This is a genomic window from Lactobacillus sp. HBUAS51381 (genome assembly GCF_012641095.1).
In the GTDB taxonomy this organism is placed as follows: Bacteria; Bacillota; Bacilli; order Lactobacillales; family Lactobacillaceae; genus Levilactobacillus.
The window spans coordinates 96,653-119,851 of sequence record NZ_JAAVSC010000002.1 but is presented as its reverse complement, the minus strand read 5'-3'; the positions used below and the strand labels follow the sequence as shown (position 1 = coordinate 119,851).

General features: G+C 48.9%; 25 protein-coding genes. 16 read left to right on the top strand and 9 right to left on the bottom strand.

The window, feature by feature from the left end:
• Positions 1–43: 43 nt before the first annotated feature.
• The 5 genes from HEQ50_RS01280 to HEQ50_RS01260 all read left to right on the top strand — a co-directional run bounded on the left by HEQ50_RS01280 (position 44) and on the right by HEQ50_RS01260 (position 6,676).
• A complete protein-coding gene (locus HEQ50_RS01280; RefSeq protein WP_168898656.1) occupies positions 44–1,369 on the top strand; it encodes a hypothetical protein in 1,326 nt (441 codons plus the stop codon).
• 209 nt (positions 1,370–1,578) lie between these two features.
• On the top strand, positions 1,579–2,382 hold the full coding sequence (locus tag HEQ50_RS01275) for a metallophosphoesterase (protein ID WP_168898655.1): 804 nt from the start codon (positions 1,579–1,581) through the stop codon (positions 2,380–2,382).
• Positions 2,383–2,429: 47 nt separating this feature from the next.
• Positions 2,430–2,876 (top strand): hypothetical protein, encoded by a 447-nt coding sequence (locus HEQ50_RS01270; RefSeq protein ID WP_168898654.1) that lies wholly within the window; start codon positions 2,430–2,432, stop codon positions 2,874–2,876.
• Positions 2,877–2,909: 33 nt separating this feature from the next.
• Complete coding sequence (locus HEQ50_RS01265) at positions 2,910–4,193, top strand: metallophosphoesterase (RefSeq protein ID WP_168898653.1); 1,284 nt, start codon at positions 2,910–2,912, stop codon at positions 4,191–4,193.
• Between the two features lie 446 nt (positions 4,194–4,639).
• Positions 4,640–6,676, top strand: coding sequence for a MucBP domain-containing protein (locus tag HEQ50_RS01260; RefSeq protein WP_168898652.1), 2,037 nt, complete (start codon positions 4,640–4,642; stop codon positions 6,674–6,676).
• A 101-nt stretch (positions 6,677–6,777) separates the two neighbouring features.
• Here the strand turns inward: HEQ50_RS01260 and HEQ50_RS12755 are convergent, their stop codons facing one another.
• Entirely contained in the window at positions 6,778–7,488 is a 711-nt protein-coding gene (locus HEQ50_RS12755) for an SHOCT domain-containing protein (RefSeq protein WP_168898651.1), read from the bottom strand.
• Positions 7,489–7,793: 305 nt separating this feature from the next.
• Here HEQ50_RS12755 and HEQ50_RS01250 point away from each other — a divergent pair, with 305 nt between their 5' ends.
• The gene (locus tag HEQ50_RS01250; RefSeq protein ID WP_168898650.1) at positions 7,794–8,036 is read left to right on the top strand and encodes a hypothetical protein; all 243 of its coding nucleotides are present in this window, start codon (positions 7,794–7,796) and stop codon (positions 8,034–8,036) included.
• A 47-nt stretch (positions 8,037–8,083) separates the two neighbouring features.
• Here the strand turns inward: HEQ50_RS01250 and HEQ50_RS01245 are convergent, their stop codons facing one another.
• From HEQ50_RS01245 to HEQ50_RS01230, 4 genes are all read right to left on the bottom strand, one after another.
• Positions 8,084–8,281 carry a hypothetical protein gene (locus HEQ50_RS01245; protein WP_168898649.1) on the bottom strand — a complete coding sequence of 66 codons (198 nt, stop codon included), beginning with the start codon at positions 8,279–8,281 and terminating at the stop codon, positions 8,084–8,086.
• A gap of 117 nt (positions 8,282–8,398) precedes the next feature.
• Positions 8,399–8,761 (bottom strand): hypothetical protein, encoded by a 363-nt coding sequence (locus HEQ50_RS01240; protein ID WP_168898648.1) that lies wholly within the window; start codon positions 8,759–8,761, stop codon positions 8,399–8,401.
• A gap of 150 nt (positions 8,762–8,911) precedes the next feature.
• A complete protein-coding gene (locus HEQ50_RS01235; RefSeq protein WP_168898647.1) occupies positions 8,912–9,781 on the bottom strand; it encodes a DNA/RNA non-specific endonuclease in 870 nt (289 codons plus the stop codon).
• Complete coding sequence (locus HEQ50_RS01230; RefSeq protein ID WP_168898646.1) at positions 9,781–10,380, bottom strand: Ada metal-binding domain-containing protein; 600 nt, start codon at positions 10,378–10,380, stop codon at positions 9,781–9,783. The genes HEQ50_RS01235 and HEQ50_RS01230 overlap by 1 nt, the downstream gene beginning before the upstream one ends.
• Before the next feature lie 382 nt (positions 10,381–10,762).
• Here HEQ50_RS01230 and HEQ50_RS01225 point away from each other — a divergent pair, with 382 nt between their 5' ends.
• The gene (locus HEQ50_RS01225; RefSeq protein ID WP_168898645.1) at positions 10,763–10,927 is read left to right on the top strand and encodes a hypothetical protein; all 165 of its coding nucleotides are present in this window, start codon (positions 10,763–10,765) and stop codon (positions 10,925–10,927) included.
• A gap of 124 nt (positions 10,928–11,051) precedes the next feature.
• Here HEQ50_RS01225 and mscL read toward each other — a convergent pair whose 3' ends face one another.
• Positions 11,052–11,429 carry a large-conductance mechanosensitive channel protein MscL gene (gene mscL, locus HEQ50_RS01220; RefSeq protein ID WP_168898644.1) on the bottom strand — a complete coding sequence of 126 codons (378 nt, stop codon included), beginning with the start codon at positions 11,427–11,429 and terminating at the stop codon, positions 11,052–11,054.
• Positions 11,430–11,802: 373 nt separating this feature from the next.
• On the opposite strand from mscL, the gene HEQ50_RS01215 reads away from it, so the two are divergent.
• The 7 genes from HEQ50_RS01215 to HEQ50_RS01185 all read left to right on the top strand — a co-directional run bounded on the left by HEQ50_RS01215 (position 11,803) and on the right by HEQ50_RS01185 (position 17,903).
• On the top strand, positions 11,803–12,120 hold the full coding sequence (locus HEQ50_RS01215; protein WP_020088552.1) for a hypothetical protein: 318 nt from the start codon (positions 11,803–11,805) through the stop codon (positions 12,118–12,120).
• 101 nt (positions 12,121–12,221) lie between these two features.
• Positions 12,222–13,172: a 50S ribosomal protein L11 methyltransferase gene (prmA, locus tag HEQ50_RS01210; protein ID WP_168898643.1), complete on the top strand. Its 951-nt coding sequence runs from the start codon at positions 12,222–12,224 to the stop codon at positions 13,170–13,172.
• Positions 13,173–13,174: 2 nt separating this feature from the next.
• Entirely contained in the window at positions 13,175–13,927 is a 753-nt protein-coding gene (locus tag HEQ50_RS01205; protein WP_168898642.1) for a 16S rRNA (uracil(1498)-N(3))-methyltransferase, read from the top strand.
• 67 nt (positions 13,928–13,994) lie between these two features.
• A complete protein-coding gene (locus HEQ50_RS01200; protein ID WP_168898641.1) occupies positions 13,995–14,330 on the top strand; it encodes a hypothetical protein in 336 nt (111 codons plus the stop codon).
• Between the two features lie 28 nt (positions 14,331–14,358).
• Positions 14,359–16,590 (top strand): bifunctional (p)ppGpp synthetase/guanosine-3',5'-bis(diphosphate) 3'-pyrophosphohydrolase, encoded by a 2,232-nt coding sequence (locus HEQ50_RS01195; protein WP_168898640.1) that lies wholly within the window; start codon positions 14,359–14,361, stop codon positions 16,588–16,590.
• 71 nt (positions 16,591–16,661) lie between these two features.
• On the top strand, positions 16,662–17,108 hold the full coding sequence (gene dtd / locus HEQ50_RS01190; RefSeq protein ID WP_168898639.1) for a D-aminoacyl-tRNA deacylase: 447 nt from the start codon (positions 16,662–16,664) through the stop codon (positions 17,106–17,108).
• Between the two features lie 150 nt (positions 17,109–17,258).
• A complete protein-coding gene (locus tag HEQ50_RS01185) occupies positions 17,259–17,903 on the top strand; it encodes an HAD-IA family hydrolase (RefSeq protein WP_168898638.1) in 645 nt (214 codons plus the stop codon).
• A gap of 94 nt (positions 17,904–17,997) precedes the next feature.
• Here the strand turns inward: HEQ50_RS01185 and HEQ50_RS01180 are convergent, their stop codons facing one another.
• Positions 17,998–18,735, bottom strand: coding sequence for a sulfite exporter TauE/SafE family protein (locus HEQ50_RS01180; RefSeq protein ID WP_168898637.1), 738 nt, complete (start codon positions 18,733–18,735; stop codon positions 17,998–18,000).
• Between the two features lie 115 nt (positions 18,736–18,850).
• Between HEQ50_RS01180 and HEQ50_RS01175 the strand changes: the two genes are divergently transcribed.
• Positions 18,851–19,414 (top strand): TetR/AcrR family transcriptional regulator, encoded by a 564-nt coding sequence (locus HEQ50_RS01175; protein ID WP_168898636.1) that lies wholly within the window; start codon positions 18,851–18,853, stop codon positions 19,412–19,414.
• A 369-nt stretch (positions 19,415–19,783) separates the two neighbouring features.
• Here the strand turns inward: HEQ50_RS01175 and HEQ50_RS01170 are convergent, their stop codons facing one another.
• Positions 19,784–20,626, bottom strand: coding sequence for a fructosamine kinase family protein (locus HEQ50_RS01170; RefSeq protein ID WP_168898635.1), 843 nt, complete (start codon positions 20,624–20,626; stop codon positions 19,784–19,786).
• Between the two features lie 22 nt (positions 20,627–20,648).
• Positions 20,649–21,500 (bottom strand): N-acetylmuramoyl-L-alanine amidase, encoded by an 852-nt coding sequence (locus tag HEQ50_RS01165; protein ID WP_168898634.1) that lies wholly within the window; start codon positions 21,498–21,500, stop codon positions 20,649–20,651.
• A 384-nt stretch (positions 21,501–21,884) separates the two neighbouring features.
• Here HEQ50_RS01165 and hisS point away from each other — a divergent pair, with 384 nt between their 5' ends.
• Complete coding sequence (gene hisS, locus HEQ50_RS01160; RefSeq protein WP_168898633.1) at positions 21,885–23,180, top strand: histidine--tRNA ligase; 1,296 nt, start codon at positions 21,885–21,887, stop codon at positions 23,178–23,180.
• The last annotated feature ends 19 nt before the right edge of the window (positions 23,181–23,199 follow it).

The window sequence follows — 23,199 nt, the reverse complement described above, 5'->3', positions numbered from 1 at the left end:
ACCAATATAGGGCTAATCAAATTAACTCAAGGAGAACAACACGATGAAAGAAGCAAAAATTGATCAACATTTTCGGTTTATTAGAGTTGTGAGCAGGCGGTTTCGCCAGCTAGCAGACATCAATGAATTACTGCAGACGCTGGCCTATAGACCGCAGACGTACGCGGTCACGCCAGATAATGAGAAAGAAATGTTTGCGGCCTGGCAACATCAGTTGGCAGTTCTTGGACAGTGTTTTGATGCTGATCACCGCAATCCGCAGCATGATGCTCTCATAACGACTTTTGCGTTTACTGACGATCCTGTCAGCGAGAAGAATGCCCGGTTTATACGAGTCGCGACGAAACGGTTGAACAGATTATTCCGTATTTTATCTAATCTGTGTAACGCCGCGTTCGCACCCTACATCTCGACCAGTCAAGAAAGAACGGCCCTAATGACGGCCCTTAACAAGCAATATGAAACAACGCGGACATTGTTCTTACCTCAGGCGCTCACCAGTGACCTTTTAGAAAAATTAGACTCGCCGGTTTATCGCGTACTGGGCCTGAACCTGAATGGCAAGGCGGGAAAGTCTAATCTCAGTGCCTCCCTCAAAGAAGACGTGTTGCCGGCTTTAGATGAGTTGGACGAAGCACCGGATTTATTGGCGTTTAATGAGCTGCATAAAACTGCGGATTTTGCTGAATTTGTGGATCGTATTGAGCAGGCCAACTACCGCGTGATTACGGATCCACGACCGGCAGCCAATCATGAGAATGAATGTCTTTTGGCTTTTGGCCCGCGGCTGATTTCGTTGCGGGAAAAATTACCCGTTTACTATCCTGATGAGCCCACTGGCTGTGACTACCTTGCAACGGTATTGCCATTGTATTCGGGGGTTAAGGTGGGCATTGCGTCGATCAGGCTTCATCCGGCATTGACTGAAGCGAGCTATCAGGCCCACCGCGAGAGTGGCGATCTCAGTGCAGCGGGGTACATGAATATGGCGACGGATGCGTTGCCCCATCTTGAAGAAATGATTCAACGGCTGACAAACGAAGGAAATGCAGATATCATCGTTATCCTTGGCGACCATAACCATGCGCGTATCATTTCAGACGGAAATTATTCCGGTTTGGACCAAGAGCCGGCCAGTGAGTTCGTGCAGCGTAAATTGCTAGCTAAATTTGGGTTGGTTCTACAGACACCGGCTAATGGCGGAAGTTTCATTCATCAGGGAAGTGGCACCAAAACGGAAATTTCAGATGATCATGTGACGCTATCATCCAGTATTCAAATTGATTCGTTAGCCTATCGCTGGCTAAAGTCTAAGCGATTGGATCATGCAGCCGTTTGTGCGCAGCTTACTTTTCCAACGCATGTTTAGGACTTTTTGAAGATGGCACCATGTGCTTTAGAAGTTATGGGAAGGCTTGGACTAAATGAGGGACATCGGAACCAGATTATATAAAACAAAGCAAGCGTGAGGGTAAACCAAAACCAGAAACGTACAAAACGATAATATGATATTATTGTTGACAAATAAACTCTTGGACACTATACTTCTGATAATCCCACTTGTGAGAGGTGATAAATATGCGAGAAGTGATTGTGCTCTCTGATATCCATGGACAAATGCTGGTTTTCCCCAAGTTAGAGGAGATGCGGGCACGCTATCCGCAAGCTTCCATCGTGTTTCTAGGTGACTACCAAGATTCGTTTCATCACCATACCGGCTTTGCGGCGGCTCAGAAGATTTTTGAGATGCAGCGTGCGGATCCCACACATGTCTTTGCGATCCTGGGAAACCACGATGAAGATGCTTGGGAAAGTCTAACGGGCAAGAATACTTACTGGCTAGAAGCTGGTGGTGATGACGTGATTGCTGAAGCCGTTTTGGGAGCAACGCAACAGCCGGCTAATTTATCAGAGGCTATTGCCCTGGTAAAACGGCAGTACGCGCCATTGTTTACCTGGATGGGGCGGTTGCCATCAACGCTTCGAATCGGTAAGTTAGTCTTTGTTCACGCAGGGCTCGACCTGACGCTTGCTGATCCCGTCAATGATACGCCTGAAAGGGATAAGTACTGGCTACGGGAACCATACTGGTATTCGGCACTCTATCCGAACTATGCACATAATCCTTTGCAGCAGGCAATTGTCAGTGGGCATACACCAACTCCCTTGATTACGGGAATTTATGACGCGTCTAAAGCTAAGGCGACTTTACGTAATCGGACGGTAAGCCCCAGTGGGATTCTCACGATTCAGTACGAGGGCGAACAGCCACGCTACTTTATTGATGGCGGCAACCACGGCGGTCCTGCCGGTAAGATTGGGAATATTGCGGTGCTTGATGCCGACAGTGGTCGGTTAATTGAGGCTTTTGAAGATAAATAACGGCATTGTGAGAAACGATAGTTGTCGGAGATTGGAGATAGGTAGTCGTGTTTAAATTTATTTATCGTTTGTGGGATGAACACGCTTATCGCAAGTTTGAACATCGTTACGAGGGCGTTATGCGACCGCTCTACGTAGCCAAGAAGGATTTATGGGTGGTGGATACGCCGTTCAAACAGGAACTGCGCCAAGAGAATCTAGGCGGGCACGTCGATAGTGGGCCAGAGGTCGGCAACATTGATTGGGTGCTGAGTGAATTTTCAACCAGTGGCTTGTACTTTCCCTTCTGGGATACTCGGTCACGTGAAAAACACTATCATGAGCATGCCCACACCTTTAGTGAGGTTCTGACCTTTCTAGCGAATGATCCGGCGGGCTTTAGTGTTGACGACTTTAAAAGTAGCTACTCTGAACAGGAGTTAGAGTTTATTGCCGCTGTTAAACGGCGATATGCAGAGCTTGATCGGGAAGATGCCTTGAAATTGAAAAAATAAGGTTTGGAATAAGCAGAAGGGGCTGATCGGCTGATGGCGAGCTTAGAGAAACGGACAGCGGGTAGTACGAAGAGAATTTATACTTTCGTCGGCCTCCCTGGTGCGGAAAGCTGGCTTCGTTACCAAGACGGTTTGGAACCCTATATTGTTTCGGAACAGCGTATTCGCTTGGCTGCGGGGAATCCACGCGTTCTACTTCGTAGGGGAAGACTGATTAAAACCGTCAATGCTGGTGCTGTGGTTTTGACCAAAAAGGTCGTGGATCGCTTGGTTCGGCAACGCTTAGATAATCAGGAACCGTTTATTTTAGCCGTAAATTTTTTATCTAAGGAAACCTTACGTTGGTTTCGGAAAGTCAAGGCGGCTGCCTGGGGGTATGAGGTGGTCGTGGTTAATGCGATGGGCAATCCGGGCAGTCTGGGTGCAACACATGATGATGAGGTTGTGAACCGATTGCCCGAGTACATTCGGCGCTACAAAGCTGTTGACTGGTCCGAGTTTGGTCGGGTGATCACGCCTCATGAGATGCTTTGCGAATTGGCGCAGCCTTTGCGATTCAAAACGCTTCACTCGGCCAAGAAACTCGTCGTGTTTAGCGACGTCCATGGGGATTCCCGACATTTAACCGAGCAAATGGCGAAGCTAGGGCCTGATACGGCGATGGCCTTTCTCGGAGATGCTATTGATCGCGGCCCGGATTCTGCCGGTGTGATTAGAACTTTAATTGCACATAATGATGGTTTGAATCTGCTGGGGAATCATGAGCATCGTTTGTTGGGTTGGTATCGGGAGCATCGAGAGAACTCTTCCGCGTTAAAGGAATTCACAGCGGAAACGTTGCCGCAATTAGATGCTGCGGGAATTACCGAACAGGAGATTCAGACGCTAATTAACGGAATGGGCACCTATTTAGCCATTGATTTTGCCGGTAGGAAGTTGCTGCTGAGTCACGCAGGCTTGGAACCGGTGCAAGTGGCGCAGTGGCTTCAGCCGAAGAGCTTGACGGCAGGCATTGCTTTGGCGGCGACCGATACCTTTATTCATGGAATAAGCGATGGTCGGCAGTCGGTCTATACGCGAGACATCGACCAGGTGTGGGCGGATTCGACTGAGATGGCGGAAATTATCGCGATTCATGGGCATCGCAACCGTTTTAATCGGGACGTGACGGTTAACCATAGTCTGAGCTTCAATCTGACTGATGGGGATGGCTCGACGTTTCGCTACCTCATCTTGGATGCGGCCAGTCATGAATATGAGTTACACATTGAGTCTCGTGATGGACAGGGGGAGGCTGTTAAGAAGGGACATTTTTAAGGTGAATATCATAGGAATAGTTTGGCAGGATTTCAAATTGCGTGGCTAAACTTTTCGTCAGAATATAACGATTTTGCGTGTTTTAAGTGTTATGGGTCAAGAAAAACCAATAGTTACCGGGAGCATTTCTAAAGCGTCCTCTGAGGGCGTTTTTTATTTTATTCAATATTTGGTTGCTATGCTGGTTTTATCGTGGAATAGGCCCTGATTATTTAAATATGGATATAAATTTTAATTTATAATGTTTATTTTTGGTGTTTTTGCCCTGTTTATATGAGAAAAAATAGGATGGAAAGGTTCTCTAAATCCCGTGGTAAGTAGGAATCTAAGTGGTTATATAAAATAGTTTATGGTATTGTCTAAAATGTCAATTCATGCTATGCTCTATTTGATTTTTTATGTAGGGATGTTTGTGTGAATTATTTCTATTGAGGGAAGTGAACGCAATGTCGGTGAGAGAAAAACGGCGATCTACTAGGTGTGAGACTTTAACGAGTGCGGCTGTAATAGCTTTGTCATTAGTTGGGGTAAGTGGACAAACGGCACAAGCAGATACTGTTTCGGTCGAGAGCAGTGCACGGCAATCAAGTGTTGTTTCTAATGGTGAAAAGCAGTCAAAAGAAGATAGCGTATCGGATGAGATGGATTCGTCAACGACTCAAAATAATGCCGATAATGCTGCTAATAGTGAGACTGATAACGATGATTCTCTTGATGCTGACAACAAGCAAGTTGCTGACGAGGATGAAAGCGCAACGCCAGTACTCTCGGACAAGTCGGTTACGGATGTCAGCGATAAGCAACGTGAGTTAAAGGACGATAATCCTGTTGACGGGCATTCGAATAGTTTGGCTTCTTCTAAAGATACTAGTGACGCGAGTGATATGGCAATTGCCGGAAGCGTTCGACCTAATTCGGCATTGGCATCTAAAGCGCCAGTACGGGCAACGCAAGTTAATACTGAAACCATTGATCAATGGATGCCCAATAAAAGATTACAGCAGGCGGTTTTAAGAAATCTGAACGAATCGGTTAGCGGTCGGCACTGGCAAAACGTTGCGGATATTTCCAAGGAAGATATGCTATTGCTCACGAAATTTAGCAATGATAACACCTATATTGATGGTGAAACCGAGTATTCATTAAAAGGACTTGAGTATGCGAAAAATTTAACGAGGATTACTCTTAGTAGTAGTATGAATACTGATATCCATGGAGATACATATTATCAAGGTGATGTTCGAGACATTTCACCATTGGCTAATTTAATAAAATTAACGTCTTTGGATATTCAATATAATAAAATTAGTGATATCTCAGTGTTGTCGAACTTAATAAATTTGACTGAATTTAATGCAAGCATGAATTATATTGGGGATTTTCGGCCGGTGACGAACCTTCCAAAACTTATATCAGAAAGTAACGGTAATCAGTATGTCAAATTAGCTCCAATTTATGTTGATCGTCAGAAGTTAACGGGGCACATAGCCGGTAATTACTACTCTTCTGATGGGAAAAAGATTATATTGGCTCCCTGCACTGGAGTAGGTGAACCAGTCTGGATGGATGCTAATGGAGAGGCATATTATCGATGGTACCCTTTGGCATATCATCCGAAAGGAGAAGATAGTGTTCCACAAGTGACCAAAGACGGAGACGGCGGTTTGAATTTTACAAATGTCCAAAAGCAAGAGTCAGGAAATAAACTACCGAGTATGATTGGGCCAACTCATGTAATTCATCAAAAAGATGAATATTTCTTAGTAGGTCAGTACCGTGTTGGCACTTATATCTATCTTAGCATTGTCCAACCCTACATCCTAGCCGACAAAGCCGCAGCCATAACCGTTCACTACCAAGACGAAGCAGGAAAAGCACTCGCCGATGACCAGGTTTTAGATAACGGCTACATTGGAGAAGCCTATACGACCAGTTCACTAAAAATTAAAGGATACACGTTCAAAAAAGTTAAAGATCACAACGCGACCGGCCAGTACACGGCCACGCCGCAAACGGTTGTCTATATCTATGCAGCGGTCGACGATAGTCACAGCGACGGTAATCATAATAATGGCGGTGATAACCACACTGGTGAACCATCCCCCGTGACGCCACCAGTTGTGCCGGTTGGCCCCACGCCGCAAACTCCCAAACCGGCTCAGCCATCAACGCCAATGCCAGCGGAACCGACACAGGTAATCTCTTCGGCACCAGGCACGTTGGATGAAGCCACTGCGGTAGCCGGTAGCGCTGGTGCGACGATTCAGGGGATTACAGTTAAAGTTCCCGAGTATCATCCCCAGCTTCCGGCCAAAAGAGTTGTCTCCATCAAAGGGAGATTCGGTGTTAAGTCCGAGGTAAAACTTACGCCAGCAACGCTGCCCCAAACGAATGAACAAAATAGCCAGTTGAAAGTTTGGGGCATCATTGGATTGGCTCTCGGTTCTCTGGGAGCCGCGATCTTCGGTCGTCAACGGTTGTAGTTGGGGGCTGGTGGAGCTAATCATCCCATCATCGATTCAGCTTAATTGATTTACGAATGAGGTTATGGTTAGTAATCATCATGGTTTTGACAAATTACAGGTTAAAGCCCCAACAATTGCCGCTTCTTCGCCTCAAATTCTGCTTGCGTAATGACGCCTTCATCAAATAAGGCTTTGAGCTGACGTAATTGCGTCGCAAGCTCTTCGTCCATAGGGGTGGCTGCCGGTAATGGGCGCGCCGGCTCCCCATTAGCTAGCCGCAGAAACTGGGGATCATCTAGCAAAAAGTATTCCACTTGGCCGTTCTTGGTTTGAACCAGCAGGAGATTAAAGTCGGGCTGACCGATGTACTGGCGAAAAGAATAGTCTAAGTCACCGGTTTTTTCGTAAACAGTTCGGCTCAGTTTGCAAAAGGCATCGACAATCCCCTGTATGTCCTGACGAGCCTGACCGGGATTGTCGTGGTAAGCCGCTAAGAGAACGTTGAGGTTAAGCTGGTCATCTTGGTAGTCGTAGAACTTATTTTCTTCATCCAGGCGAAGGGTCTCCGTGCTGGTGGTCTTAACCTCATCAAATAGGTCCTTGACCGTGGGGGTATCGTCAGCAGCTGAGACATCCGCTGGCAATGATTCGGTGGGATTGGAAACACTGTCCGCGGCCGCCGATCCTGCCTTGCTGTCTCGTTTTTTTCGCCAACGATAGAGACAATAGACGACTATGACGAGGGGAATGACGATGTACCAATAGTTGTAGACCAAACCGATTGCGAGTAAGATTCCCAGCCATCCCCAACACCCGATTCTTTCGTTCATGAGCGCGCCCCTCCCTGTTTGGCAACTTTATCAATATTATGGCACAAGACATAAGGGCTGAAAAGGTCGTTCTAATCCGGATCTTTTTCTCTGCGTCATTGAGGGTAAGATCGTGTCAAAAATGCCGAACCAACATGGTTGTACGACCACAGCTTTCTCCTAAAATAATGAAAGCCCAAATTGAGAAAATAACCGTTCATAAGGTGACTTATCAAGATAGGGCGAATTCCAACAGTGGCGCCGCAACTAATGGTAATCTAACAGTCAAATAAGGGTGATTAGTATACGAGGGGGAGGCGTTCATCATGATTGCAGGGCTGACGTTTACGTTTCACGGGGGGACTAAGGCGTTCATCGATCAATTAGCCATTGTGATTAATGACCTAGACGATGAAGATATTCACTTGCTTGATCAGATTACACAGTGGTCGTGGACCAATAATCACGTGATTCCGGCCGGAGAAATTGAATTACCGGCTACTGAAATTGAACGGCGACTCACAAAATTCGAGCGCCTACATCTACTCGATTACGGCAAGACGGTGTGAGGACAAAGAAAGGGACAGCGCAGACATTCCGCGTTGTCCCTTTCGATTTAAGCTTGTTGATGAATCTCCAATACCGGATGACGTCGTGTTCCCGTGACCTCAACGTGTAAGTCGGCTTGTTCTGCCAACTTTGTTTGAAGGTCGGTGACCTGTTCTTCTTCGAACCCTTCGACGTCATACATTAACGTTCGTTTGGCAGGGAGCTTCGCCACTTTTTCTAAAATAGTTTTCACGAGTGTGTCCACGATGAAAACCTCCTTTAATGGTGATGGGGTTGCGATACGCTGGCTTGGATAAGACGTAAACGGGATTCCGTTCGGCTTGAGTTTTACAAGTCGCAACGAACAGGTTGGTTTTGGCAGCTACTCTCGTTCAGCATCCTCGGCCAATTCCAACCAAATCGTCAGCTGGGACGGAATGTAATCCGGCCAGGCCTCCATCTTTTTAGCACACCGCGTGAGCAGATGACTTTGACCATCTAAGGCAAGGTCATCGAAGACGGTGAGCGCCTGGGCGTTGTCTTCTAGGTCCGTCATTAATGTTGGCAAATTGTGTTTCCATTCCTCAATCAAATCTTGATAAATGACGATCCGTCGCGCCTGTAGAATCGTGTAGTCCACACCTTCAACGTGGAGTTGTTTCACAAAACGATCATACTCGTTAAAGACGGCAGTTTGGGCACGCTGCCAGTCGGTTTTAGTCAACTCTAGCTTCTCACTTCTCATATGCTCATCCTCTTGATGATTCCTAATTTTAGGTTGCCATTTTGATGGCCGACTGTGTTTTTGACGATGTCGTATCTCCCGAATAGTATAGCATTTTATTTGAAAAAGGTAAGCGGACACGCGAATTAATCAGCGGCGTTGGTGAAGTCATTAACTCGCGTGACTATAACCGGTGGCGTAATCAATGGTATAGCCGGGTTCGATGTTAAAGATATAAACATTAAATCGAACGGCATTGGACCCCACGGATTGCGCACGCATCTGAACCCCACGCGCCACTAATTCATTGCCCTTGAAAACCGGCGTTACGGCATAACGAACGTAGTGGGTCTTGCTGGCCTTCAAATAAGTGGCCACGTCCATCTCGTTATGTAACATGCTAGGGTTGTTCAGCGTCCGCGTCCCGGTCATCAGGTTCTTGGGATTGTTATTCTGGCCGGTGAACTGGTAACCGATTAAATGGCTTCGGTTGTACAACCAGCCATGATGGGTTCGCTTATTGTGCCAACCGGTGGGATCCACGGTCAAGGCTTCCCGTTGAGCGGACGGCATTTGCGATTGATTGAGCAGTGCCGAAGCCCCCGTGACCCGGTTTAGACCGTCCAGATTCGCGTAGGTTGCCCACGCACCGTGCTTGGTGGAGAGTTCGGCGCGACTGAAGTCTGGATTGTTTTGGTTAACCGTAATTTCCTGTTGGCCACTGTAGGTCAGGTTGGCCAAATTAACACCGGAGGAACGGGTTGTAGTGGCGTGTTCGGCCGGTGTCTTGGACGAGGCCTTTCCCGCTGCCTTAAGGCTTGCCTGTTGTCGGTTTAATTTAGCCTGTCGTCGATCCAGTCGGACCTTTTCTCGGGAATTGGCTTGTTCTAGGCTGCTGGCCTTTTTCTGGGGACCGTGGTCGTAAACGACCTTTGTACTGGAACTTGCCGACTTTGCGGTTGATTTTTGTTGACCGCAGCCACTCAAGCCGATGCTAAATAGCGTGAGTAGGCCGACTGTCAATGTCATGAGTTTTTTCATTAGCGCAGCGCCTTTCTATAGCCCGCCGCCTTGGCTTGGGCTTCCGTCTGGAAATAAACGGCATTACTACTGTTCATGTGGTAGCCGGCCTGATCGGGGGTGTGGTAAATCTTGGAATTGCGGTTACCCACAATCTTTTGCGCCTTATTCGTGTCGAGGTCACCTTGCTTATGGCTGGTGCGACTGGTCTGCGTCGCCTGATGGCTGGCTGCCGTTGCCTGTTCGGAGGCAGCTTTAGCGGCCGCCCGGGACTCGGACTTCGCGGCGGTTTTGGTGCTGGCCACGGCTGAACTGGCACTGTCGGCCTTGGATTCACTCACCGATGCCGATTCATCGACTTGACTGGAGACGAGGGCGAAGGCCTTATCTTGTCGGCTAGCCGACGCGGCGAGTTGGCGTGATTCGCTTTGCGCCTGGGTCAAGCGCCGTGTCCCGACCTTAATCGTTTTGGTCTTTACGGTCGGTTGACTGGCGCCCAGTGCGCCGATGCCGCCGAAGACGAAGAGCACGGCACTGAGGGCTACCAACCACTTGCGGTGATGGGTGAATGCCCAGTAACCACCACCCGCGCAGAGCAGTAGCCAAATAAAAATCATCATACGTTGTCGCTCCTTAATCTGTTGACTAAAGGCTGAAAGATAGAAAACAGCTACGAATCCTGGTGTGACAAGGATAACAGCCATTATAATATGATAGTCGCGTACTTGCCGCCTTGCCGTTCGCCAAATTTGGTCTGGATCGCGGTGGGAAGGATCGGAAAAAGCCAAAGCCCGGTCTTTTTCCTCGCTTTGAGCCGAAATTCACGTCTCAAAGTCGCCATTTTTCAAGCAAACCACTTGAAAAATCCCACGGCTGAGACCAAATTTGACTCACTCACGGCTACATGAGATGTATCCAATTAAACTGGCAGAACGTTGCCACTCCAGAGATCTCATCACACATTTAGTCGATTTCAACCACTGCAGCCGCAGGTGGTCGTTGATGACTAATTTAATGGCGATAGGCCTTACCAGCTGGGTACTGGCGCGTGTTCGTGAACTTTCAACCTTTAATCTATTGAAAATGAGTACTGGGATTGCGGCTTTAGCCGGTAATCCTGGTATTTATTTTATGGGGCGGTGTGGGGGATTTCAAGGTAAAGTTTAGCAATTGGTTAAATTTACCCTGGTTCACCAAATTTTAGAGATTGATCACGTACGCGTTCATTAGCGGACAGAAAAAAGGACTGCGCTTTGTTCACAGTCCTTGTCCGAATGCGTCTACGTTAGGCTTACTTCGCGTCTTTTTTTAACAAGTCCACAATTTCTTGGAGATATTTCTCCTCGTTGCTGGGTTCCGATTCGCTTTCCTTCTCGGTCGGCTTCGGCGTCAACTTATTCAAGAACTTAACCAGTAAGAAGACCACAAAGGCGATGATTAAGAAATTAATGATGGCGTTAATAAATGCGCCATACCGGAAGTGGGCCTGACCCACGGTAAAGACCAAGTTGGAAAAATCAATGTTGCCAATAAAAATGCCTAACAGTGGATTAATCAGATTCTCCACCAGCGAATTGACGATAGCGGTGAATGCCGCCCCAACAATGACCCCAACGGCTAGATCCATGACGTTGCCGCGGGCGATAAATTCCTTGAACTCTTTTAGCACGATAGATGTCCTCCCTCACGGCAACTGCCGCTTTGTCTTAGCTTCTATTCTTAACGATTTATTTATAAATTGCAACCGAAACGCTGAGCCGGGAAGGCCGTATTTTAAAGAATGCCTTAATGTGGGCATTCTGTCGGATTAAAGGTTTTAAAAACACCCAAACCATAGTATAATGAAAGTGTTTACAAAGGTGCTGTAGCTAGGTTGAAATCAAGTGCCATAAATGTTACGACGCTTGAACGTTTTGCTTGCAATCTGGCATAAAATCAACTATTATCAATTATTGATACATTTTAAAGCGCGTTAGACAACCGAAGTGGCCTTAAAATGTTTGAGAACCGAGTAGATTGTCATGAATTAGGAGGTGATTACCATGCTGAGTCGAACCAAGGAGTTTTTGCGGCAGAACAACTATCGATATGAAAAGTCCTATATTCGGCCGTTGATGGCGCCGGAGAGCGTCTACGTCTTTAAATTCGGAAAAGATTCGCTCAATAACCGGGTAATCATTCGTTATGGGCATACGTGGACCGGGCGTCAGCGAATTAACGAGATTGATTTGCGCCTGCACAAACAGAAGCATCCCCGCGTATTCCAAAATGAGGCGGACATGTTGGATTATCTGGAAACACGTCTTGCCCAGCGAAAGCAAAAAAACGCCGACCATCCGTCCAAAACCGAGAAGGTCTAGGCGGCCGTCTTCGTTAATTTTTTAAATGTTTAGCGGTGAGCTGGTGACAAGGTTGTTGTCTCCAGCTCTTTTTTACATAAATAATAAGGAGGAATCGTGTTATGGAATGGACCGAAGTGAGTGTCTTAACCACCAATGAGGCCGTTGAGGCGGTCAGCAACATTTTACAAGAGGTCGGTGCCAGTGGCGTCAAGATTGACGATGCCGCAGATTACGCCAATCTAAAGGCTGGGAAGTTTGGTGAAATCGTGGACTTGAAGACGATTCCACACCGGACGACGGGGGCGCTGATCACCGCGTATTATCCTGAGACCGTCTTTGTGCCGGAGATCTTACCGACCATCAAGCAGCGAGTCAACGAACTCAGTCAATTCGGTCTCGACCCGCAGCCTGGTACCGTGACAACCAAGGCCGTGGACGATGAGAGTTGGGCAACGGCTTGGCAGAAGTACTACCATCCGGTCCGGGTTACCCGCTATTTAACGGTGACGCCGAGCTGGGAAAATTACCAACCCGTTCAGGACGGCGAAAACGTCATTCGGCTTGATCCGGGGATGGCCTTTGGGACCGGGACTCACCCGACGACGCGGCTTTCGATGACCGCTCTAGAAATGGTTGTGCGGGGTGGCGAGTCCATGTACGACGTGGGAACGGGTTCCGGTGTGCTGAGCATTGCGGCGAAATACATGGGCGTCAAGGACATCACGGCCTTCGATCTCGATGAGGTCGCCGTGCGCTCCGCCAAGGCCAACTTGGACCTGAATCCCGTCGCTAAAGACGTGGTGGCTAAGCCCAACGACCTCTTGAAGGGCATCCATCGACCAGTCAATCTGATTGTGGCCAACATTTTGGCCGAAATCATCCTGCCACTGGTGCCCCAAGCCTGGGAAAACCTGACCACCGGTGGGTACTTCTTGACGTCTGGCATTATCGCCGACAAGTTGGATGAAGTCGTTGCGGCCCAGAAGAAACAGGGCTTTATCATCGATAACATCTTGCAAATGAAGGACTGGCGCGGCGTGATTGCGCACAAACCAACGGAGGATGAATAGGGATGCAACGGTATTTCTTAGAAGCAACCCAGCATGACGGGGATCAGGTCACCTTATCTCCGGTCATCTACCATCACTGGGTGACGGTCCTGCGTGCGGAAATTGGCGCAACTGCGGAGTTCGTCGATGACACGGCGCATTTATTTCACGGCGAGTTGACCCAGATTGTGGCTGAACAAGCCATCGTGACGCTGACCGCCGTGCCCACGCCCAAGGTCGAACTACCCGTGCAGGCCATCATTGCTTGTGGTCTACCCAAGCAGGAAAAAGCGGAGTGGATCACTCAAAAGGCGACCGAGCTGGGCGTTGACCGGATTATTTTCTTCGGTGGTGACTGGTCCGTGGCCAAATGGCAGGGAAATAAAGTCGAAAAGAAGCTCAAACGTCTCGCCAAGATTGCGGATGGGGCCGCCGAACAATCCCATCGGTTACGGCGACCAGTCGTCAGCTATGCGCGCAACCTTGCTGAAGTCCTGCAGGAGCCCGTGGACGTGCGCTTAATGGCCTATGAGGAGTCGGCCAAGCAGGGTGAACGAAGTGCCTTAAATCAGCAGCTACAGGCCTTAACCGTTGGCCAACGGGTGCTGACGATCTTCGGTCCGGAAGGTGGAATTAGTCCCGCCGAAGTGGCTGCCGCGCAGGACACACAAACAACTTTGGTCGGTTTGGGGCCGCGCATTTTACGGACGGAAACGGCGCCACTCTACTTTCTTTCGGCCCTGTCAGTGGTTTTGGAGCTCCAACAACCGAGATGATTTGATGAAATCTGCGTGAAAACATGCTAAAATGGTTCCAATTATAAGAGAGTTGGGTGAACAGGTCATGGCCTTTTTTGAGAGAATTGGTTGGCGGTATTGGATCATTAGTGTAATCATGGGTATTGCGGTTCCCGCGTTGGTGGCATGGATCGGGATTGATCCGGTTCTGCGCTTTGGCGGACTGCTAGCCCTAGTTAATGGATGTTTAGCGATTGGTTTGGGGCGAATGATTTATCGCCGGAGTCAACCGGGCTGGTGGCTGTTGATTTGGCCAGTGGTCTATCTAATCGGGGCTTACCTGTTCTTGCCGCAATATACGATTTACTTTGCGGTGGTTTACCTGTGCTTGTCGTATCTCAGCTACGGGTTAACGCAAACAAAAAAGATTGTCGAATCATAATTTATAACTAAGGGTGGTGGCGTCCAATATGACCAAAGAACGTGTCTGGACGGCTGAAGAAGTAATTGCCAGAGTCGGTAAATATATGAATGCGCAACACGTTGAAATGGTGGTTAAAGCCTGTCATTTCGCAACGGTTGCCCACAAGGATCAACATCGCCAATCTGGTGAGCCCTACATCATGCACCCCATCCAAGTGGCCGGCATCTTAGCGGATCTCAATATGGACCCAGAGACCGTCTCCGCGGGTTTCCTGCACGATATTGTGGAGGATACGGGGGTGTCTTTGAGTGATGTGCGGGAGCTTTTCGGCGATGACGTGGCCCTGATTGTGGATGGTGTCACGAAGCTGGGGAAGATTAAGTACAAATCTAACCGAGAACAGTTGGCGGAAAATCACCGTAAACTGTTGTTGGCCATGTCCAAGGATATTCGGGTCATGATTGTCAAGCTGGCCGACCGCCTGCACAATATGCGGACGCTTCAGCACCTGCGCCCCGACAAGCAACGCCGGATTGCCAATGAAACGTTGGAAATTTACGCACCACTGGCCGACCGCTTGGGGATTAGTACGATCAAGTGGGAACTTGAGGATATTTCCCTGCGTTACCTGAATCCACAACAGTACTACCGGATCGTTCACCTGATGAATTCTCGGCGTGACCAGCGAGAACAGTATATTGCTGGTGCCATTAAGGTTATTCAGGCCTCCATTAAGGACTTACACTTGGATTCGGAAATCTATGGCCGACCGAAGCACATCTACTCGGTCTACCGGAAGATGAAGGATCAGCACAAACAATTTAGCCAAATCTATGACCTGCTGGCTATTCGGGTGATTGTCGATACCATTAAGGATTGTTACGCCGTTTTGGGCGCCATTCACTCCCAGTGGAAGCCGATGCCCGGCCGGTTTAAAGATTACATTGCCATGCCTAAGGCCAACATGTACCAATCCCTGCATACCACGGTGATTGGGCCCGAGGGTCGGCCTTTGGAAGTCCAGATTCGGACCAAGGAAATGCACGCCGTCGCTGAGTACGGGGTTGCGGCCCACTGGGCTTATAAGGAAGGTGTCAAGGACAAGGTCCAAGAGACCAATAGTGGCGATAAGCTCAACATTTTCAAACACATTATTGAATTGCAGGAAGATACCGACGATGCCTCCGACTTTATGGATAGCGTCAAGGGGGAACTCTTTGGTGATCACGTCTATGCCTTTACACCAAAGGGTGACGTGCTCGAATTGCCCAAGGGTGCCGGGCCGCTGGATATGGCCTACGCCATTCACACGGAGGTCGGCCATCACACCACCGGCGCCACCATCAACGGCAAGATTGTGCCGTTGAACTACGAGATCAAGAATGGCGACATCGTGGATATTCGCACGTCTTCCAGTTCGGCCGGCCCAAGTCGGGATTGGTTGAAGCTGGTCTCCACACGGCGGGCACGGAATAAGATCAAGCAATTCTTCCGGCAGACCGACCGTAAACAAAACATTGTGGCTGGTCAGGATGCCGTGGAACGCACGATTCGCGAACTGGGCTATGAGCCCAAGTCCTTGATGAACAAGGAGAACCTAGAGAAGGTTACTGCCAAGATGCACTATCAGCAAGCCGATGATCTGTTGGCTGCAATCGGGTTTGGCGACATCCAGCCCCGTGGCGTGGCCAACCGACTCACGGAAGGTGTGCGGCAAGCCGAGGAAAATGAACGACAGCGCCAAGAGGAACGTGAACTGCTGGAGGAACATCAGACCATCAAGAACGATCCGGATGATCGCAAGGATCGGAACAAGGGCAAGGAATCCGATGGCGTGGTCATCGAAGGCGTGGACAACCTGTTGATTCGGTTGAGTCACTGTTGTTCACCGGTTCCTGGCGACGATATTGTCGGGTACATTACCAAGGGTCGGGGCGTCTCCGTTCACCGGAAGGACTGTCCCAACGTCAAGCACGCCGAGGAAAATGGCGAACGGATCGTGGCGGTTCGCTGGGGCAACATGGCGGGCGACAAGACCAACTACAATGCCGATATCGAGGTTCAGGGCTACAACCGTAACGGCATGTTAAACGACGTGTTGCGGACGATTAACAACAACACGAAGTTCCTGACGTCGATTAACGGTAAGGTCGATCACAACCGGATGGCGATTATTTCGGTCAGTCTGGGCACCAGAAATCAATTTGAACTGCAACGAATCATTGATAGTATTAAAAATATTCCGGACGTCTACGTGGTTAAACGGGCGTTCCATTAATTCAGATGTATGAGAAGAGGGCGATTCAGCGCCCTTTTTTCACGCTAAAATTAAGAAAGGCGGGTTAAATCATGCGAGTCCTATTGCAAAAAGTTAGCGAGGCGTCCGTCACCATTGACGGTGAGGTTCATGGTGCCATTCAACAGGGGTTCTGTCTGTTGGCGGGGGCCCAAGACAGTGACACCAGTGAAGAGGTTGACTATTTAGTTCATAAAATTAGTAAATTACGGGTGTTCGAAGATGCCGCCGGTAAGATGAATTTAAGCCTTAGTGACGTCGACGGTAGTATCCTATCCGTCTCACAGTTCACTTTATATGCAAGTACCAAAAAGGGCAACCGCCCGAGTTTTACCGCTGCTGGCGAACCCCAACACGCGAAGCAATTGTATGATGAATTGAATACCAAACTCGCCGCGACCGGTATTCCGGTGGCAACCGGGGTCTTTGGTGCCGACATGCAAGTTGCGTTAGTGAATGATGGTCCGGTGACAATTTGGTTCGACACGGATCACAAGTAAAAAATGACGAGAGTGGAACAGAAGGCGATTAGCTGGTTATCTGTTTTAAGCGGAATCAGTTACCTTTTGGCCCACGTTTCGGCAATGTAAGTTCGGAGACACAAAGGGTCTGGGTGGTTTTGTCCCGGACGCGCTTTTAGGAGGAAAATCATGCGTTATCAGCAGTTTTTTTGGGATTTCGATGGCACCTTGGTCAATACTTATCCGGGGATGGTTCAGGCGTTTGGGGAGGCGCTGGTGGCTTGTGGCGTCAACGACTTTGAGATTGATGAGGAAGACATCTACCGAACCATGCGCCAACACAGTCTGGGACGGGCTTACCAACGGTTTACGGCGGAGTTTCGGGTTGACCGCAATCGCTTGACTAAGATCTATGAACAACTTGCCGCACCGTTACTCAATGAGGCAACGGCCTTTGCCGGAGTAGCTGACCTTTTGGCCACAATAACCGCTGCCGGCGGGCGGAACTTTCTCCTAACCCATCGTGATCATCGCGCATTGGATCGCTTGACAGCACTCAACTTAAATCAGTTCTTCAGTGGTTACGTGACCAAGGATGATGCTTATCCGCGCAAGCCAGATCCCACCAGTTTATTGGCGCTTTGCGAACAATATGGTGTGGACAAGCAGACCGCAATCATGATTGGTGATCGGAATCTGGATGTGGCGGCCGGTCACCGGGCAGGCATGGCCGGAGCCTTGTTTGATCCCGAGCATCTCATTGTTGATGAGAGCCAACCGGAGATCCGCGTCATTCATTTCGCGGAGTTGCAAGACTGGTTGTTTGCTGTGTAATATTGTCTAAAAGGACATGAAAAAGTCGTGTGAACCGGCCCTTCAGCGAGGAGCAGGTGCACGACTTTTTACGTCCATACGTAAGTGACTCGAGTTAAATAAACATTTTAACGCCAAAGTAAATGATGAGTAAACCTAAAAAGGGCGTTAAGACGCGATTGACCCGGTTTAAATCCAATCGACGGATGACTAATGGTGTAATGACAGCCCCGATAATGGCGCCTAGCATGAGTAGCCAGCCCGCTTGCCATGCAAATGTGCTGGTAAATAGATGGCCAATTAAACTAATTGCGGACATTGCGGTTAGAACGTAAGTCGCTGTTCCGGCAGCTGAGACGACGGTTAAGCCGAGAATCGCTAAGCCAGCCGCGGTGGTTGCACCACCACTTAAGCCACCAATACCAACCATCAGGCCACTCAGTAAGCCAAAGCCACGGGCCAGCCACACTTGATGATTGCTCGCCACGGGAGATGAAGTGCTGTGCCAAGTTTTACTGAGAACTAACAGACCCATGACGATAAAAATGACACCAACCAACCAATTATACAGGTGCTGGGGAATATAGGCGGCACTGATTGTCCCAACCACGATGCCTGGAGTTGCCGCGATAATCATTCGGTTGCCAACGTGAAAGTTGACATTTTTAATCCGCATTTGGGTCAAGAAGCCAAAAAACAATGCCGGTAAGGCCACCGATAGAGAGGTGGAAACAGCAATAGCAGGGGCCAGTCCTAGCTGACTCGTCAGGACCCCTAGGTATAAGGCTGCTCCGCCACCACCAATCAGACTCACAAAACTACCGATGATTAAGCCATAAGCTAAAATAAGCATGAAGCAACCTGCTTTCAAAAATTAGGATAGTTTTACTATAAACGGAGTCGACTCCGTTTGTCAAGCGAGCACGTTTAGCGTAGACTAACGATAACGAATAAATGGGGGGACACGTATGCGAAAAGATGCGCAGCAGAACCGCGATAAAATTTTAACAACGGCCGCTAAATTATTTCAGGCTCGGACTGTCGCCGAGGTCAGCATGAAAGATATTGCCACCGCAGCCGAGATTGGTCCGGGGACACTCTATCGGCATTATTCAAATAAAAACGAGTTGTGTTCGGCGTTATCACTGAAGTATATTGACCAGTTTTTAAGTAGCTGTCAAGATTATTTAAGGCAAACTACGGCAACACCCGTTGCACAATTTAACCACGTCTTAACCCAATATATTCTTTTTCGTGAACGACGCTTACAACTGTTGGCCTTTGTGGAAACGGGGCCAACGGTCATGGACACTTATTATCGAAGCGAGCTTTATCACCAACTCGTACAGTTATTTAAACGTGTGCTTAAGCCAGTCAATCAGTCGTTGAATGAGGTCGAGTTGACTTTTCAGGTGGATATGTTGATTGCGATGTTAAAGAGCGATAGTTACGCGTTTCAACGTCACCAACGAGATCTATCACAAGCACAGTTAGGTCAACTGATTAGTCACTTAATGGTGCCTAAGGATTAAGCGTCGACAATTGAACGAACCAGGAAGATTCGCTAATGAAAGCTGATTGCCGATGAAAGTCAAACTGAGATCCGCGTTTTGCAATTGGCGAGACAGGTAAAATAGGCTTCCAACGGGCTGTTAAATTGCTTTATGTTAGTTACAAGCATTTAGCGGTAAAATGGTAATTTAAAAGTGTACGTTGGGGTGTTTTTAGTTTAACGTGTTTGGTATTAACAGGCTAATTGAAAGCACTCAGTTTTATGATATTGTAGGATGCATTTTGTGATGAATTGGCTTTTTGTATGTTGAAAGCATCGTAATCAAAAATAGCCAGCACTCCGTTAAGAATGCTGGCTATTTTTGATGGCATTAGGTCGAATGACTGGGTTATCCGCGCGCCAACGTTTGGTCAACCGCTTCGCCATAGGTCTCGCCGAATAGGTTGAGGTGGGCGAGCAGGTAGTAGAGCTGATAATGAGGTAGACGTTCGGTGTAGCCGGTCGTTAGCGGATAGGCGTCCTGATAGCCACGATAGAATTCCGCAGTGAAGCCGCCAAAAATCGTTGTCATGGCCAGGTCGAATTCCCGGTCGCCATACAAAACATCCGGATCGATGAGCGTGGGCACGCCATCGGCTGTGAATAGGTAGTTACCGGCCCAAAGATCGCCATGCAACAAAGAAGGCTGAATCGGGCGTCCCTGATTCTCATGGACAATGGCTTGTCGAACGCGATCATAGGCACTTTGCCGTGAAGCATTCCACAGCCCGTGCGTTTGCGCCCGGGCCACCAGCGGATCGAGTCGTTGCTTCAGATAAAAGGTCGTCCAGTCGTTTTGCCACGAATTATCCTTGGGTAGCTTGGCAACCAGGTTACTCTGATCGAAACCAAACTGCTTAGTCGTGACACGATGGACGCGGGCAACGGCTTGACCCAATTCATACTGACTGCCGTCGCCAATTTCTAGAAACTCTAGGATTAGATAGGCATCGTGTTCAATTTCACCGGTTGCGATGACCTCGGGAACGTTGACCGCCTGGCCGAGGGCCTTTAAACCGGCGACTTCGTGGGCGTAAAAGCTGGCCGGTTGGCCAGGTTGAACTAGCAGAAAATAGGGACCCTCAGCGGTTTCTAGTCGAAACGCCTCATTGATATCACCACCAGAGACGGGTTGAGCCGCCGTAATCTGTGGCAAGGGTAACTGTTGTAACCATGCCGATGTGAGTTGCATGTCAAGATCTTCTTTCTATAGATTAGGATTGTGAACTGAAGTAGGCACTCAAGCCCTTCACGACCCGTGTGGCCACCTGTTTCTGATACCGGGGACTGCTGATGGATTTGAAGTCTTTCTTGGTATTAATGTACCCCATTTCCAAGAGCAGGGAGGGGCGACTATTGTCCCGAATGACTTCAAAGTTTCCATACTTAATGCCCCGATTGGTAAGGCCCAGACCGTTCATTTCACCGTTGATCGCTTCTGCCAACTTGTAGGAAGTTCCCCGGTGATAGTAGTAGGTCGTCGTGCCAGACGCCAGGTTATTCGTGGGTGAGGAGTCAAAATGAAAGCTGATAAAGGCGCTGGCCTGATTCGTATTGGCTAAGGCGGGCCGGTCCGCTAGACTGACGGACTTATCGCTGTCCCGGGTCATAATCACGTGAGTCCCCCGGGCCCGCAGTTGCTTGGCCACTTGTTTGGCCATGGCGAGTGTGTAGGTCTTTTCATCGTGTTTTTGGTCAATCGACAGGGCGCCGGAATCACTACCGCCGTGACCAGGGTCCAAGACAATGGTGGCTTCCGACAGACTGGTAACCTTTTTGAGGCTTCCCGGATGGTCGACCAACCAACTCGCTACCCAGCCGAAGTGATTCTGACTGTCGCGGACGTGGTACCAGTTGTTTTTTTCACTGAGAATGGTTAGGCGACTGTTGGGCTTAACCTTGTGGGTGACTTTGTAGGTCAGGCCGGGACCGTCACGTAGATTAAGATTACGAACGGTGGCGGTGACGGAATTATTACGGGTGAAACTGATTAGCAGTCCCCCGGCAATCAAGAGAATCACTAGCGCGGTCACGATTCCCGGCCAGTTGCGTGGTTTAAAATGCATGCTGAATACTCCTTCATCAAATTAGCCTCAATTATACCACGAAAGGTTTTCAGTACCCTTAAATTTCATGAGCGATACCTTGACTTTTCACAGGAGTTTCAGTAAGCTTAGGAAGAATAAAATAGATTGCCTGTGAGGAAGAAGAGTAAGGGAAAGCCCGTTTTAAGAGAGACCACGTTGCTGAGAGTGGTTAGCGGTGTGACCCTGAAGACACTTCTGAGGCTAATGGCGCTTGCGTCATTCGTTTGCAACGTTATCCTGCAGAGAACTTTAAAAAGGTGGTACCGTGCATACCTGCGCCCTTGTCAATTGACAGGGGCGTTTTTTATTCTGTTAACCACCGATTGTTAAGGCTCGTTGCGGGCGTAGAAAGGGAGAATGCTCATGCGTTATCAACGACCAAAGGGAACGGCCGACATCTTACCAGGCGAGTCACAGACCTGGCAATTCGTTGAAGCCACCGCGCGCCAGTTGTTTGCTAACTATCGCTTCGAAGAAATTCGGACACCCATGTTCGAAAATTTCGAAGTCTTCTCACGGACTTCCGGGGATACCTCGGATATCGTGACCAAGGAAATGTACGACTTTAAGGATAAGGGAGATCGGCACTTATCTTTGCGGCCTGAAGGGACTGCTGGGGTAGTTCGGGCCTTTGTCGAAAACAAACTTTACGGTCCAGAAACCAATAAGCCTTACAAGGTCTACTACATGGGCCCGATGTTTCGTTACGAGCGGCCGCAATCCGGTCGGCAACGGCAATTCCATCAAATTGGGGTCGAAGCCTTTGGCAGTGACGCACCGGAATTAGATGTGGAAGTCATTGCTTTGGGGATGAACCTGTTGGGTAAGTTGGGCTTGAAGCACTTGCGCTTGGCGTTAAATACGTTGGGTGACAAGGAAAGCCGCGATGCTTACCGACAAGCACTGATCGACTTCTTGGAACCACACTTTGATGAGTTGAGTGACGACTCCAAGGTACGTTTACACAAGAACCCACTGCGCGTCTTGGACAGCAAGGACAAGCACGACCAAGAAATTGTGGCCGATGCACCATCCATCTTGGACTTTCTGACGCCAGAAGCCACGGCGCACTTTGATCGGGTGAAGGCTAGTCTCGATGCCCTAGGGATTGCCTACGATGTCGATTCCACCATGGTGCGGGGGTTGGACTACTACAACCACACCATCTTTGAAATCATGGCCGATTCACCTGCCTTAGGCGAAGGCTACACGACCGTCTTGGCCGGTGGTCGGTATAATGGTCTGGTCAAGGAACTCGGCGGTCCAGAAATGCCCGGTGTCGGCTTTGGCCTGGGCGTTGAACGCTTAGTCTTACTGATGCAGGCCGAAAAGGTGACGATTCCTAACGATCATCCATTAGACGTTTACGTCGTGGGGATCGGTGATGACACCTCGTTGGAGACGCTCAAGCTGGTTCAGGCCATTCGGCACGCCGGTTTGACCGCCGATCGCGATTATTTGGCGCGCAAGCCCAAGGCGCAATTCAAGACGGCCAACCGGTTAGCCGCCAAGTATACCTTAACTATTGGTGACCAAGAGTTAGCCAACCAAACGGCTAATTTAAAATCCATGGAATCCGGCGAAGAGATCAGCGTGCCATTAGCTGACGTTTACCAAGATTTCCAAAACGTTGTGAACACCAAGTTTACGGCAAAATAAGAGGGGATAAGCATGGAAA

Coding starts and splice junctions, on each gene's coding strand:
- HEQ50_RS01280 (WP_168898656.1), top strand. CDS start 44: ATGAAAGAAGCAAAAATTGATCAACATTTTCGGTTTATTAGAGTTGTG.
- HEQ50_RS01275 (WP_168898655.1), top strand. CDS start 1,579: ATGCGAGAAGTGATTGTGCTCTCTGATATCCATGGACAAATGCTGGTT.
- HEQ50_RS01265 (WP_168898653.1), top strand. CDS start 2,910: ATGGCGAGCTTAGAGAAACGGACAGCGGGTAGTACGAAGAGAATTTAT.
- HEQ50_RS01260 (WP_168898652.1), top strand. CDS start 4,640: ATGTCGGTGAGAGAAAAACGGCGATCTACTAGGTGTGAGACTTTAACG.
- HEQ50_RS12755 (WP_168898651.1), bottom strand. CDS start 7,488: ATGAACGAAAGAATCGGGTGTTGGGGATGGCTGGGAATCTTACTCGCA.
- HEQ50_RS01250 (WP_168898650.1), top strand. CDS start 7,794: ATGATTGCAGGGCTGACGTTTACGTTTCACGGGGGGACTAAGGCGTTC.
- HEQ50_RS01240 (WP_168898648.1), bottom strand. CDS start 8,761: ATGAGAAGTGAGAAGCTAGAGTTGACTAAAACCGACTGGCAGCGTGCC.
- HEQ50_RS01235 (WP_168898647.1), bottom strand. CDS start 9,781: ATGAAAAAACTCATGACATTGACAGTCGGCCTACTCACGCTATTTAGC.
- HEQ50_RS01230 (WP_168898646.1), bottom strand. CDS start 10,380: ATGATGATTTTTATTTGGCTACTGCTCTGCGCGGGTGGTGGTTACTGG.
- HEQ50_RS01225 (WP_168898645.1), top strand. CDS start 10,763: ATGACTAATTTAATGGCGATAGGCCTTACCAGCTGGGTACTGGCGCGT.
- HEQ50_RS01215 (WP_020088552.1), top strand. CDS start 11,803: ATGCTGAGTCGAACCAAGGAGTTTTTGCGGCAGAACAACTATCGATAT.
- prmA (WP_168898643.1), top strand. CDS start 12,222: ATGGAATGGACCGAAGTGAGTGTCTTAACCACCAATGAGGCCGTTGAG.
- HEQ50_RS01205 (WP_168898642.1), top strand. CDS start 13,175: ATGCAACGGTATTTCTTAGAAGCAACCCAGCATGACGGGGATCAGGTC.
- HEQ50_RS01200 (WP_168898641.1), top strand. CDS start 13,995: ATGGCCTTTTTTGAGAGAATTGGTTGGCGGTATTGGATCATTAGTGTA.
- HEQ50_RS01195 (WP_168898640.1), top strand. CDS start 14,359: ATGACCAAAGAACGTGTCTGGACGGCTGAAGAAGTAATTGCCAGAGTC.
- dtd (WP_168898639.1), top strand. CDS start 16,662: ATGCGAGTCCTATTGCAAAAAGTTAGCGAGGCGTCCGTCACCATTGAC.
- HEQ50_RS01185 (WP_168898638.1), top strand. CDS start 17,259: ATGCGTTATCAGCAGTTTTTTTGGGATTTCGATGGCACCTTGGTCAAT.
- HEQ50_RS01180 (WP_168898637.1), bottom strand. CDS start 18,735: ATGCTTATTTTAGCTTATGGCTTAATCATCGGTAGTTTTGTGAGTCTG.
- HEQ50_RS01175 (WP_168898636.1), top strand. CDS start 18,851: ATGCGAAAAGATGCGCAGCAGAACCGCGATAAAATTTTAACAACGGCC.
- HEQ50_RS01170 (WP_168898635.1), bottom strand. CDS start 20,626: ATGCAACTCACATCGGCATGGTTACAACAGTTACCCTTGCCACAGATT.
- HEQ50_RS01165 (WP_168898634.1), bottom strand. CDS start 21,500: ATGCATTTTAAACCACGCAACTGGCCGGGAATCGTGACCGCGCTAGTG.
- hisS (WP_168898633.1), top strand. CDS start 21,885: ATGCGTTATCAACGACCAAAGGGAACGGCCGACATCTTACCAGGCGAG.